We start from the raw sequence: 13158 nt of genomic DNA on the forward strand, positions 1-13158 counted from the left end.
CATTTCCCCTGATCCCACCAAGTTTCTAGGATGCGCCCTCATTGGCCGGGTGTTCCGGCTGCCGGGATGAGGAGCCCCACCATGTCGCTGTCCACCGTTGCCCGTCGCGGCCTGTTTGCCGCGTTGCTCGCCACCACCGGCCTTGCCCAGGCCGATGCCACCCTGGACAAGATCCAGCAGCGCCACAAGCTGGCGGTGGGGGTGGTGCTTTCCGGCGGTCCCTTCGGTGCCATCGACCCGAACACCCGCGAGCCGATCGGTTTCAGCGTCGACCTGGCCCGCGACCTGGCGCGCCAGTTGGGGGTCGAGGTCGACCTGGTCGCGGTACAGCCGGCCAACCGCGTGCAGTTTTTGCAGCAAGGCAAGGTCGATCTGCTGATTGCCAACATGGAATGGACACCTGAGCGCGACAAGCTGCTAGGCCATGTGCCCACGCCGTTCTACCGGGTTGGCGGCACCGCCGCGCTGGCCAAGGACAGCCCGGTCAAGACCTGGGCCGAGCTCAAGGGCCAGCCGGTGTGCACCTCCCAGGGCAGCAGCTACATCCAGGCACTGATCGACCTGGGCGCCGACCTCAAGGCCTTCAAGACCTCCGCCGAATCCTTGCTGGCCCTGCGCGGTAACAACTGCGTGGCCGCCGTGCATGACGCCACGCTGATCAATCCGCTGTTGGCCAAGGGGGGAGAGTGGAGCGGCTATCGTGCCCTGACCCCGGAGCTGAACCCGGCGCCCTCGGTGATCTGGACCCGGCTGGGCGAAACCGACACCCAGCAGCGTCTGGACCCGTTCGTCAAGCAATGGCACCGCAGTGGCTGGCTGATCGAACGTGAGCAGGCCAACCACATCACCCCGGCCTCGCCGGCGCTGGTGGAGTTGCGTGCCAAGCTGCAGGGCGAAGGCGCCTGATGAGCGACAGCCTGCACTGGCTGGTGGGGCAGCTTGCCCATCTCGGCCTGAACTATGCGTTTCTGCTCGACGCCTACGCCAGCGGCAAGCTGCTCGACGGTGCGCTGACCACGCTCGGTCTGTGCCTGTTCAGCATCCTCGGCAGCTTGCTGGTGGGTGTGCTGCTGGCTGCTGCTGTCACGTCCGGGCAGCGCTGGCTGGCTTGGCCGGCGCGGGCCTTCATCGAGGTGACGCGTAACACGCCGACCCTGGTGCAGCTGTACTGCGCCTTCCTGGTGTTGAACATGCTGATCAACCAGAGCCTGGGCAGTGCCAACCCCATGACCCCCTTCGCCTGGGTGGTGCTGGTGATCTCCCTGCACAAGGGCGCCTTTCATGCCGAAGCCCTGCGCGCAGGGATCGAGGCGGTGCCGGCAGTGACCCTCGAAGCGGCCAGCTCGCTGGCCTTCAGCCGTCGCCAGCAACTGCTGCAGGTGCAGTTGCCACTGGCCGTGCGCTTCGCCTTGCCGGCGCTGGTCAACAACCTGATCGACCTGGTGAAGATGACCGCCGTAGCCTCGGCCATCGCTGTCAACGACATCACCTACGCGTCGATCATGATCTGGACCCAGGGCGACAACGTCATCGAACTGATGCTGCTGATCCTGGCCTTTTTCGGACTGCTCAGCTTTGCAGTCAACTGTATCGGCCGCGCCCTGGAAGCGCGCCTGAGGATGCCCGGTTATGGCCATTGAGCATTTCGCCACGCTCTGGCAGTGGTCGCCCACCCTGGGCGCGGGCCTGTTGCAGAACATCCAGATCAGCGTCGGAGCCATCGCCCTGGGTACGCTGCTGGGCCTGTTGGTGGGGATTCTGCTGCTGTCGCCGCTGCGCCCCCTGCGCGGCGTGGCGCGGTTGTGGGTGCAGGTGTTTCGCAATGCGCCCTGGTTGGTGCTGATCTACTTTACCTCCTATGTATTCCCGTTCGATGTGCAGATTGCCGGTACCTGGGTGGCCTTTCCCGACTGGCTCAAGGTCACTGTGGGCCTTGCACTGCCAGCCAGCGCCAACGTTGCCGAGATCTTCCGCGGCGCGGTCGCTTCGATTCCGGCCACTCAGTGGGAGGCCGCGCGTTCGCTGGCCTTCAGCCGTGGTCAGATTTTCTCCTCGATCATTCTGCCGCAGTGCCTGCGGCGCATGTTGCCGCCGTGGATGAACCTGTACGCGGTGGTGACCATGGGCACCGCACTGGCTTCGCTGGTGGGCGTGCACGACCTGATCGACAGCGCGCAGATCGCTGCCAACACCGTCAACCGCAGCGGTTTCACGGTGCTGGTGTATTTCAGTGTGCTGGCGTTGTTCTTCGTCTACTGCTACCCGATTGCCCGCCTGACCCAACGCCTGGAGCGTCGCTATGCCTTCTGAACCTTTGATCCAGCTTCGCGATGTGCACCTGGCCTTTGGCGACAATCCGGTGCTGCGCGGTATCGACCTGGACGTGCAGGCCGGGCAGGCGGTGTCGATCATCGGCCCGTCCGGCTCAGGCAAATCGACCATCCTGCGCTGCATGACCGGGCTGTTGCGCCCGCAGCGCGGCAGTATCCGCATAGGCGATACCGCGGTGGAGCACCTGCAGGGCGAAGCCGGGCTGATCGCCCTGCGCAAGCAGGTCGGTTTCGTCTTCCAGCAGTACAACCTGTTTCCCCACCTGAGTGTGCTCGACAACCTGCTGATCGCCCCGACCAAGGTGCTCGGTCGCCCGCGTCAGGAGGTCCGTGACGAGGCCCTGGCACTGCTCGACAAAGTCCGCCTGGGGCACAAGGCCACGGCATTTCCCGGTGAGCTCTCCGGCGGCCAGCAGCAGCGCGTGGCGATTGCCCGTGCCCTGGCCATGCGGCCCAAGCTGATCCTGTTCGATGAGGTGACCTCGGCGCTCGACCCAGAGATGGTCGGCGAGGTGCTGGCGGTGATCCGCGAGTTGACCGAGGAGGGCATGACCTGCGTGCTGGTCACCCACGAGATGCGCTTTGCCGAAGAGATCAGCGACCAGGTGTACTTCACCGAGCATGGCCGCATCGTCGAGCACGGCAGCGCCGAGCAGGTGTTCCGTGCCCCGACCCATGCGCGCACCCAGGCCTTCCTCCAGCACGCGCTGGGCGAGGGCAGCCAGCGCCCGAGCCGCCCGGCGCCCGATGTATTGACCAACCTGGGGCGCTACAGCCTCAGCGTGTGATTTCAGCCTCCAGCCAAGAGAGACCGACCATGTCCCATGATTCCGTGATCCAGCCGTTCCTTGCGCAAGCGCGCGCCATCCATGCGCGCGGCGTCGACCGTGCAGCCCTGCAGCAGATCGTCAAGCTGCTCGAGGACCTGGCCGAGCGCCGCGAATTGTTCAACTTCGAGCGTTTTCCGGCCCCGGATGCCGCCACCGGCGAAACCCAGTTTCGCTATCGCCTGAACGACGACGGCGAGTCGCCGACCCTGTACGTCAATTCGCTGTTGCCGGGCAAGGCGACCCTGCCGCACAACCATGAGACCTGGGCGATCATCGTCGCCGTCGAGGGCCAGGAGCTCAACCGCGTGTACCGCCGCGAAGACGACGGCAGCGATCCGGCCCGTGCCACCCTGGCGCTGGAGCGCGAGATCGTGGTGCAGCCGGGAACCTCGGTGGCCTTCCTGGGCGAGGACCTGCATGGCATCCGCGTCGAGGGCGACAGCCCGACGCTGCACTTCCACCTCTATGGCCGCCCGCTGGAGTCTCTGGAACACCGCTACGGCGTCAAGGATGACGGCAGCGTGGTGAACTACAACAAATCACAGATGGCGCCTTCGATCGAGGCTTACGGGCTTTGAGATCGGTGTCGCGCTTTTCGCGGGCAAGCCCGCTGCTACATCCTGAATGCCCAGTAAGGCACCTGTAGGAGCGGGCTTGCCCGCGAAAAGCGCGACACGATCTGCCAGCCCTGCACCCCACCAACGACCACGGACTGCGTCCCATGATCCCCAGCATCACCCCCGAGCTCCTGCACACCTGGCTGTTCGACGGCCAGGAAATCGCCCTGTTCGACCTGCGCGAGCACGGTCAATACGGCGAGGCCCACCTGTTCTACGCCGTCAATCTGCCCTACAGCCGCCTTGAGCTCGAAGCGCAGCGCCTGGCGCCCAATCCTGCGGTACGCGTGGTGGTCTACGACGAGGACGGCGGTGCGTTGGCCCAACGCGGGGCCCAGCGTCTGCTAGCGTTGGGCTACACCTGCGTGCAGTGCCTGGAGGGCGGCAGCCTGGGCTGGCAGCGCGCCGGTTTCGAGCTGTTCGCCGGTGTGCACTTGCCCTCGAAGGCTTTCGGCGAGCTGGTCGAGCATGCCTGCCACACCCCGCGCATCAGTGCCCAGGAGCTGGCCGAGTGGCAGCGCCAAGGCAAGCCGTTGGTGCTGCTCGATGGTCGCCCGCTGGAGGAGTTCGCCAAGATGAGCATCCCCGGCGCCACCTGCTGTCCGAATGGCGAGCTGGGCTATCGCCTGGAAGACCTGGTGAGCGACCCGCACACCCCCGTGGTGATCAATTGCGCCGGCCGCACCCGCAGCATCATCGGTGCGCAGACGCTGATCAACCTGGGCATAGACAACCCGGTCTATGCCTTGGAGAACGGCACCCAAGGCTGGTACCTGGTGGACCTGCCGCTGGATCACGGCAGCCAGCGCGCGTATCCCGAACACAGCGGCGCCGCACTGGCCAGACAGCGTGCGCGAGCGCGGCAATTGGCCCAGCAGGCGGGGGTCGCCTGGGTGGACGCACAACAGGTCCGGCAGTGGGCCGCGGACGCCGGGCGCAGCCTGTTTCTCTGCGACGTGCGCACCCCTGAAGAATTCGCCGCCGGCAGCCTGCCGGGCGCACAGCATTGCCCAGGCGGCCAGCTGATCCAGGGCACCGACCTGTATATCGGTGTGCGCAAGGCCCGCGTGGTGCTGTTCGACGCCGATGGCGTGCGTGCGCCGGTGGTCGCCAGTTGGCTGCGCCAGATGGGCCACGAGGCCCATGTGCTCGAAGGCGGCCTGGACAGCGGCCTGGCTCTGGACGTCGCTGCGCCATTGCCGGTGACCCTCGCCGAAGCCCGCGCCGATGAGCTTGCAGAGGCGTTGCTGATCGACCTGCGCTCCAGCACCTCCTACCGCAAGCGCCACCTGCAAGGCGCCCGGTGGTCGATCCGTCCGCAGTTGGCGCAGCAGGTGGGCGCAGCTGGGCAGCGCCTGGTGTTCATCGCCGACGATCCGCGCGTGGCACAGTTGGCGCTCGCCGAGCTGGCACCTGCCCAGCAACAGGCTGCGCGGCTGTTCCCCCGTGCATCGCTGGACGACTGGCCGCAGGTGGACAACGACCTGTCGTTGCCGGATGCGGCCTGTATCGATTTCCTGTTCTTCGTCCATGACCGGCACAGCGGCAACAAGGACGCGGCGCGCCAGTACCTGGCCTGGGAAACCGGCCTGATTGCCCAGATGAACGAGGCCGAAACCCGCAGCTTCAGCCCATTGACCGCTGTCGACCCGGTGGCCACGCGCCTGGTGCACGGCGGGCGAGGCGAGCCGGGCGCAGGGGCGCATGGCGTCAATCCGCCGGTCAGTCGCCTGAGCACGGTGTTGTTCGACAGCGTCGCCGACATGCGCCAGGCCCGCAGCCGTCGCGACGAGGAGCGTGTGCTCAGCTACGGTGCCCGTGGCAACCCCACGGCCTTTGCCCTGGAAGACCTGGTCAGCGAGCTGGAAGGTGGGTATCGCACCCGGCTGTTTGCCACCGGCCTGCAGGCAATCGCGCAGACGTTCCTGGCCTACTTGCGTCCGGGAGATCATCTGCTGATCAGCGATGGTGTCTACGATCCGGTGCGGCGCCTGGCGCGTGAGCTGCTCGAACCCTTCGGTGTGCAGGTGCAGTACTTCGCCGCCGACGGTCGTGACCTGGAGCAGGCGCTGCGCGCCGAAACACGCATGGTCTACAGCGAAAGCCCCAGCTCGTTGCTCTACGAGCTCAACGACCTGCCGGCCATGGCTGCCCTGTGCAAGGCCCGCGGCGTGCTGCTGGCCGTCGACAATACCTGGGGCTCGGGCTACCTGCACCGGCCGCTGACCTTGGGCGCCGACATTTCGGTCATGGCCTTGACCAAGTACCTGGGCGGACACAGCGACGTGATGATGGGCAGTGTCTGCACCACTCGCGAAGCCTTTGCCGCGCTCTCGCGCATGAGCGACAACTGCGGCTGCACCGTAAGCCCCGACGATGCCTGGCTGGTGTTGCGTGGTGCGCGCAGCCTGGCCAGCCGCATGGCCGTGCACGAGCGTCAGGGGTTGGACATCGCGCGCTGGTTGCAACAGCGCGAGGACGTGGCGCAGGTGTTCCATCCAGCCTTGCCGGAGCACCCTGGGCACGCCTTGTGGCAGCGCGATTTCAGCGGTAGCAATGGCTTGCTCAGTTTTACCCTGGCGAACCCATCGCTGGCGAGCGCCGAGGCCTTTGTCAATGGCCTGCGCCTGTTCGGGATCGGTGCATCCTGGGGCGGCTACGAAAGCCTGGTGACCTTGGCCGGGACACGCGAGCGCCAGTTTGCGCCGACCCTGGGCGGGCCCCTGGTGCGCCTGCATGTGGGGCTGGAGGACGTGCGTTCGTTGCAACGCGATCTGGACCAGGCCCTGCGCCAGGTGTAGTGAGTCAGAGCGTCGGCGGTCCCTCACGCCGACGCTGCGCCCACAGGCATGCCGCAGCACACAACCCGCCGCCGCAGGCGGCGGTGACCATCAGCGCGATGAACATGCTGCCGGGCATGCCTGTGCCCAGCAGGTAGCCGCACAGTACCGGGCTCAGTGCGCCGCCGACTGCCGCCAGGTTCTGGAATCCGTAGTAACTGCCCTTGAGGTGTTCAGGGGCAATGCTGTCGATGAACAGGAATTCGCTGGGCAGCAGGATCATCTCGCCCAGGGTGAAGACGAACATTGCCAGGCACCAGCTGATCAGGTTGTCGGCATACAGGAACCCCGCCAGCCCGCCGATGAACAGCACCGCACCGATGCTCATCCAGCGCCCCAGGTTGTCACGGCTGAGCAAACGGCCGAACTGGAATTGCAGGACGATCACCACCAGGGCGTTGCAGGCCAGCAGCGCCGAGAGGGTGGTCATGGCTTGCGCGGGTGGGTATTTCACCAGCAGGTACTGCGACAGGTAGATGGTGAAGCGGCCGTGCACCAGTGCGTTGAGCAAGCTGCCCGCGGTAAACAGCAACAGGATGCGGTCGGTGCGCACAGCCGCCAGTACCGCCATGAAGCGGGTTGGCGGCTGCGCGGACGGGGCGCTGCTCGCCGTGCTCGCGGGAACCGCGCTCATCACCCACAGGCTCAGCAGTGCCACCGCACTGGCGGTCCAGAAGGGCGCCAGCGGGTGCAGCCCGACCAGCACCACGCCGAGCATCGGGCCGGTCGCATAGCCGATGTTGGTAAGGGTGTAGCGCAATGAGAAGGCCTTGGCGCGCTGCTCGACGGCCAGGTACTCGCCGAGCATGGCCTTGGAACCGATGACGAACAGCGCCGAGGCCGATTCGGTCAGCACCAGGGTCAGCACGGCCTGCCAGGCGTCCTGGGCGAAGGTCAGCAGGAGGAAACCGATCGCGGTCGAAAGCATCGCCAGGCCCAGCAGGCGACGCTTGTCGAAGCGGTCGATCACGTAGCCGCCGTAGAGGCCGAACACCGTGCCCGACAGTGCGGCGACACTGATCAGCAAGCCGACGTCATGCTGGGCCATGCCCAGTTGTGTCGTGAGGAACAAGGCCAACAGGGGGCTGGTGAGCGAGCGGCTGATCACCAGGGTCAGCGAGCTCAGCATCAGGCGGCGGATGACGGGGGAGTAGGTGGCCACAGTCCATTCTCGGGCATTGGGAAATGTCGGTATGGGCCTTTTCGCGGTTTCACCCGCGAAAAGTACGCCGCAATTTCAACCGGTCGAATCACTTCCCGCCGTTGATGGTGATCGGGTTCAGCACGCCATCGGCTGCGCCCCATTTCTCCAGGATCTTGCGGTAGCTACCATCGTCGACCATCGCCTGCAGTTCGCTGCGAATCGCAGCCGACAGCGCAGCGTTATCCTTGGCCACGCCCAGCCCGGTGAGCTGGGTGGTCAGCGGCGTGCCCAGAATCTTGAAGGTGCCTTTCTCCAGATCCTGGATATACGGCAGCGTTTCGCTGCCTTGCACGGCGGCATCAAGGCGCCCTTGGCGCAGTTGCGCACGCGCGTCGGCACTGCCTTCGGAGCCGAGCACGATCACTGCCGGCTTGCCGTTGGCCTCGCAGTTGGCCTTGCTCCAGGTAGCGACATCGTTGGGCCAGGTGGTGCGGCGGCTGGTGCCGACTTTCTTGCCGCACAGGTCGGTCATCTCGTTGATCTCGCCGCGGCTTTGCAGGGTGTAGAACTGTGGGCCGCTGGTGAAGTAGTCGACGAAGGTCACCACTTGCTGGCGTTCCTTGGTGTCGGTCATGCCCGAAAGGATGATGTCGACGCGCTTGGTGACCAGTGCGCTGATCATCTGTTCGAAGGCGGTCTCCTGCCACTTGATCTTCACCCCCAGGCGTTCGGCCAGGGCGTTGCCCAGGTCGACATCGACGCCGGTCAGCTGGTTGGTGGCCGGGTCCTTGAAATCCATCGGTGGGTAGTTGGGGACGATTGCGGCGACGATTTCGCCCTTGGCCTTGATCGAGGCCGGAAGTTCCGTGGCGGCCTGGGCGTTGAAGGCCAGGGCGGTCAGTACGCTGCACGCAAGAAGGGTTTTTTTCATGCCTAGGGTTCTCTTTATGGTTGTGGGCGGCAGTCAGGTACGAACCGCGGAAATGAAGTTCTGGGTCCGCGGGTTCTGGGGGGCCAGGAGCACCTCTTCGGGGCTTCCTGCTTCTACGATCTGTCCGGCGTCCATGAATACCACTCGATTGGACACCTCGCGGGCAAAGCCCAGCTCATGGGTGACCACGACCATGGTCATGCCGGACTTGGCCAGGTCACGCATCACCGACAGCACCTCGCCGACCAGCTCGGGGTCCAGCGCGGAGGTGGGTTCGTCGAACAGCATCAGTTTCGGACGCATGGCCAGGGCGCGGGCGATGGCCACACGCTGTTGCTGGCCACCGGAAAGCTGGATCGGGTAATGGTCGCGCTTGTCGCTCAGGCCGACCCGGGCCAGCAGTTCGAGGGCATCCTCGGTGGCTTCCTTGGGCGAGCGGCGCAGCACCTGGCAGGGGCCTTCGATGATGTTCTGCAGCACCGTCAGGTGCGGGAACAGGTTGAAGCGCTGGAACACCATGCCGGTGGCCAGGCGCTGGCGGGCGATCTGCGACTCGGTCAGTTCGTGCAGCTTGTTGCCGGCCATGCGGTAGCCGACCAGCTCGCCGTCGACCCACAGGCCGCCGCCATCGACCTTCTCCAGCTGGTTGATGCAGCGCAGGAAGGTGCTCTTGCCGGAGCCCGAAGGGCCGATCACGCAGAGCACTTCGCCTTGCTCGATTTCCAGGTTGATGTCGTTCAGCGCGTGGTAGTCGCCGTAGTATTTCTGCAGGCCGACGGCCTTGACGATGCTTCTCATGGGCATGTTCTCTCTATGGCCGATCAGGAGCGCTTGCCAGCGCCCTTGGCGAAGTGACGTTCCAGGCGGCTCTGGCCGAACGACAGCAGGGTGACCACTGCCAGGTACCAGATGCCGGCAACGATCAGCAGCTCCATCACTCGGGCGTTGGCGTAGTAGATGTTCTGCGCGTTGTGCAGCAGCTCCGAATACTGGATGACGCTGGCCAGGCTGGTCATCTTGACCATGCCGATGAACTCGTTGCCCACCGGCGGGATGATGATGCGCATGGCCTGGGGCAGGATGATCCGGCGCAGCGCCTGCAGGCGCGGCATGCCGATCGACTTGGCCGCCTCGTACTGGCCAGTGTCCACCGACAGCAAACCGGCGCGCACCACTTCGGCGGTATAGGCGCCCTGGTTGATGCTCAGGCCCAGCAGCGCGGCAACGAAGGGGGTCATCAGCGTCACGGTGTCGAACTGGAGCAGGCCAGGAATGCCGATGGTGGGGAAGATCAGCGCCAGGTTGAACCACAGCAACAGTTGCAGGATCAGCGGCGTACCCCGGAACAGCCAGGTGTAGGCCAGCGCCACGTACTGCAGGATCGGGTTCTGCGACATGCGCATCACCGCCGTGATGACGCCGAAGACGATGCCCAGGGCCATGGCGATCACCGACATGACGATGGTATTGCCCAAGCCCCAGAGGATCGCCTCGGAGGTCAGGAACTGGCCGACGAAGGCCCATTCGATCTTGCCATTGGCAAAGGCATTGGCCAGCCCCAGCAACAGCACGACGATCAGCGTGGCGAAGAACATGCGCCCGTAATAACGGCGCGGGACATGCTCGTAGCGGCTGATGTCGAACTCGTTTTCCTGTTGCCTGCGCTCATCGGCGAGGCGTTTGGCGTGTATCTGACTCATGGTGTGGCTCCGCAGTCGGCGCAGGGCGCCTGGGCGTGTCGATCGGTGGCGGGCAGCAGGTCCTTGCGAAACCGCAGCCCACAGGTCTTCAGGTGCGCGGCCCTTGGTAATGGGCAGCCCAGGCCTGCTGTGCTTCAAGGGCGACTTTCAGGCGCGCGATCTGCTCGCGCACGCGTTGTGGGGCAGTACCTCCGTGGCCGCTGCGCATGGTGATGGCAGCTTCCAGGGTGAGGCTCTCGCGCACCTCGGGTGTCAGGCGCGGGTCGATGTCGGCGAGCATCGCCGGGCTCGCCTGCCACAGCTCCATGTCCTGGGCTTCACACGCGCGCACCAAAGCCCCGGTGATCTCGTGAGCTTCCTTGAACGGTACGCCGCGCATGGCCAGCCAGTCGGCGACCTCGGTGGCCAGGGTGAAGCCCAGCGGCGCCTGGCGGCGCAGTTCGTCCACGCGCACCTGCATGGTCCGCACCATGCCGGCCATGGCCGGGAGCACCAGGCCCAACGTGTCGAGCGTGTCCATCACCTCGCTCTTGTCCTCGGCCAGGTCGCGGTTGTACGACAGCGGCAGGGCCTTGAGGGTGGACAGCAGGCCGGTCAGGTTGCCGATCAGGCGCCCGGCCTTGCCGCGAGTGAGCTCGGCGATGTCCGGGTTCTTCTTCTGCGGCATGATCGAACTGCCGGTGGCATAGGCATCGTCCAGCTCGACCCAGCGGAACTGGCGCGACGACCACAGGCAGAATTCCTCGGACAGGCGCGACAGGTTGATGCCGAGCATGCTGGCGATGAACAGGAACTCGGCGACATGGTCGCGGCTGGCCACGGCGTCGATGGAGTTCTCGCACGGGCCGCTGTAGCCCATCTCCAGCGCCGATTGCTGTGGCTGGCGGGCGATGGCCGAGCCCGCCATGGCCGCGGCGCCCAAGGGCGACAGGGCCGTGCGTGCATCCCAGTCGACCAGGCGTTGCACGTCACGCAGCATGGCTTGCGCATGGGCCAGCAACTGGTGGGCGAAGCTGATCGGCTGCGCCTGTTGCAGGTGGGTGAAGCCAGGGCACAGTGTGTCGACGTGCTGTTCGGCCTGGCTCACCAGGGCGTCCTGCAGCGCCAGCACCTGTTCGGCGAGCTTGCGTGCGTGATCGCGCAGGAACAGGCGCAGGTCGTTGGCCGCCTGGTCATTGCGCGAGCGCCCGGCGCGCAGCTTGCCGCCCAGCGCACCAAGACGCTCGGTCAGCACGCGCTCGAGGAAGGTGTGCACGTCCTCGTCGTCCTCGATCGGCTGCACGCGGCCGGCACGAAAGTCGGCGTCGAGGGTGTCGATGGCGGCCAGCATGCGCGTGGTCTCGTCGCTGTCCAGCAGGCCTGCGCGCTGCAGCTCACGGGTATGGGCACGGGAGCCTGCGAGGTCGTACGGTGCCATCTGGAAATAGCGTTGCGGCGAGCGCGACAGGGCGGCGAGGGCGGCTGCAGGGCCTGAGGCGAAGCGGGCGCCCCAGAGGCGATCGGTGGGCTGAGTCATTGTTGTCGTTCCTCGAAGGAGAATCTTCTGTCAGCAGGTTCGGGCCGTCATGAGGCCTGCGAAGGCAGGTTTCACATAGCTTGGGGCAGGGTATAAAAATGAGTTAAATCAATCGCTTGCGACTGAAATAGGGATTACGGTGAGTCTTGCAATATGCCTTTGCATAAGGTCATGATGGCGAGGCCGGCTGATTTCTTGTTGTGCTATCCAGCCTGTTGAAAGCCGAGCGCGAGGTAAATACTTACAATGGAAACCTCACTTTCCACTGCGGGAAACCTGCCGGAAAAAACCCGCATTCGTGCGCCACTGGCCTTGAGTGGCCAGGACTTCAAACTGCTCAAGGTGTTCAAGGCAGTGGTCGAGGCAGGAGGCTTCAGCGCGGCGCAGAACGAATTGAACGTGGGCCTGGCAGCCATCAGCAAGCAGATTTCCGATCTGGAAATCCGTATCGGCATGCGGTTGTGCAGCCGCGGGCGCGAAGGTTTCAGCCTGACCGAAGAAGGGCAGGTGGTGTACCAGGCCTCGATCGAGCTGTTCAACTCGGTCGACAACTTCCGCGACCGCATCAGCAGTGCCCAGAACGAGCTGATCGGCGAACTGGGCGTAGGCGCCATCGACAACACCCTGTCCGATCGCGGCTCGCCGCTGATCGCTGCGATCCGGCAAATTTCCAGCGATCACCCGAAGGTGCGTGTCCGCCTGAACGTGGCACAGCTGGACGAGGTGGAGCGCGGCGTCATCGAAGGTCGCTTCATTGCCGGCATTGTCCCGCTGTACCAGCGCCGGGAAGAGTTCGACTACTTCGAGATGTATCAGGAAGCCTCGGCGTTGTATTGCGGCGAAGGCCATCCATTGTTCGCCCGAAGCGATGCGGACATCCCCCTCGACAGCCTGCGCGAACACAACTTCGTGCACCATCGCTATGCCATGCACACGGCCAAATGGCAGTTCTTCGAACAGGAGAACAACCAGACGTCGGCCACCCAGGTCGAGGCGGTGGCCATGCTGCTGCTCACGGGCAACTTCATCGGTTTTCTGCCCTGTCACTTTGCGCAATCGCTGGTCAGCCAGGGCCGCTTGCGTGCGATCCATCCCGAGACGGTGCGTTTCCATACACCGTTCTGCCTGATCCTGCGGCACAACACCCCACGCAGCCCACTGGTGAAAACCTTCGCCCAGGCCATGGGGGTGGATCTGCGTTTGCCCGGCACTTGAGACATAGCTACCACGTGCGCTTCTGCACCCGCTGG

At 65.1% G+C, this 13158-nt stretch carries 12 protein-coding genes; 7 read left to right on the forward strand and 5 right to left on the reverse strand.

Annotated elements, in window-relative coordinates:
• Positions 1-81: 81 nt before the first annotated feature.
• From ACNFHO_RS02225 to metC, 6 genes are all read left to right on the forward strand, one after another.
• Complete coding sequence (locus ACNFHO_RS02225) at positions 82-906, forward strand: transporter substrate-binding domain-containing protein (RefSeq protein ID WP_416765019.1); 825 nt, start codon at positions 82-84, stop codon at positions 904-906.
• On the forward strand, positions 906-1640 hold the full coding sequence (locus tag ACNFHO_RS02230; protein ID WP_063545220.1) for an amino acid ABC transporter permease: 735 nt from the start codon (positions 906-908) through the stop codon (positions 1638-1640). The genes ACNFHO_RS02225 and ACNFHO_RS02230 overlap by 1 nt, the downstream gene beginning before the upstream one ends.
• Positions 1630-2310, forward strand: coding sequence for an amino acid ABC transporter permease (locus tag ACNFHO_RS02235; protein WP_054891509.1), 681 nt, complete (start codon positions 1630-1632; stop codon positions 2308-2310). The genes ACNFHO_RS02230 and ACNFHO_RS02235 overlap by 11 nt, the downstream gene beginning before the upstream one ends.
• The gene (locus ACNFHO_RS02240) at positions 2300-3118 is read left to right on the forward strand and encodes an amino acid ABC transporter ATP-binding protein (protein ID WP_416765021.1); all 819 of its coding nucleotides are present in this window, start codon (positions 2300-2302) and stop codon (positions 3116-3118) included. The genes ACNFHO_RS02235 and ACNFHO_RS02240 overlap by 11 nt, the downstream gene beginning before the upstream one ends.
• A 29-nt stretch (positions 3119-3147) precedes the next feature.
• Complete coding sequence (locus ACNFHO_RS02245; protein WP_416765022.1) at positions 3148-3738, forward strand: cysteine dioxygenase; 591 nt, start codon at positions 3148-3150, stop codon at positions 3736-3738.
• A 143-nt stretch (positions 3739-3881) separates the two neighbouring features.
• Complete coding sequence (gene metC, locus ACNFHO_RS02250) at positions 3882-6578, forward strand: cystathionine beta-lyase (protein ID WP_416765024.1); 2697 nt, start codon at positions 3882-3884, stop codon at positions 6576-6578.
• A gap of 4 nt (positions 6579-6582) precedes the next feature.
• Here metC and ACNFHO_RS02255 read toward each other — a convergent pair whose 3' ends face one another.
• From ACNFHO_RS02255 to argH, 5 genes are all read right to left on the reverse strand, one after another.
• The gene (locus tag ACNFHO_RS02255; RefSeq protein ID WP_054891505.1) at positions 6583-7779 is read right to left on the reverse strand and encodes an MFS transporter; all 1197 of its coding nucleotides are present in this window, start codon (positions 7777-7779) and stop codon (positions 6583-6585) included.
• 88 nt (positions 7780-7867) lie between these two features.
• A complete protein-coding gene (locus ACNFHO_RS02260; protein WP_063545214.1) occupies positions 7868-8692 on the reverse strand; it encodes an ABC transporter substrate-binding protein in 825 nt (274 codons plus the stop codon).
• A 33-nt stretch (positions 8693-8725) separates the two neighbouring features.
• A complete protein-coding gene (locus tag ACNFHO_RS02265) occupies positions 8726-9490 on the reverse strand; it encodes an amino acid ABC transporter ATP-binding protein (protein WP_054891503.1) in 765 nt (254 codons plus the stop codon).
• Positions 9491-9513: 23 nt separating this feature from the next.
• Positions 9514-10392, reverse strand: coding sequence for an amino acid ABC transporter permease (locus ACNFHO_RS02270; RefSeq protein ID WP_416765026.1), 879 nt, complete (start codon positions 10390-10392; stop codon positions 9514-9516).
• Positions 10393-10480: 88 nt separating this feature from the next.
• Entirely contained in the window at positions 10481-11908 is a 1428-nt protein-coding gene (argH, locus tag ACNFHO_RS02275; RefSeq protein ID WP_416765028.1) for an argininosuccinate lyase, read from the reverse strand.
• Between the two features lie 246 nt (positions 11909-12154).
• Here argH and ACNFHO_RS02280 point away from each other — a divergent pair, with 246 nt between their 5' ends.
• Positions 12155-13123, forward strand: coding sequence for a LysR family transcriptional regulator (locus tag ACNFHO_RS02280; protein ID WP_416765030.1), 969 nt, complete (start codon positions 12155-12157; stop codon positions 13121-13123).
• Positions 13124-13158 lie beyond the last annotated feature (35 nt).

This window comes from Pseudomonas sp. NY15374, assembly GCF_048068255.1.
Taxonomy (GTDB): domain Bacteria; phylum Pseudomonadota; class Gammaproteobacteria; order Pseudomonadales; family Pseudomonadaceae; genus Aquipseudomonas; species Aquipseudomonas machongensis.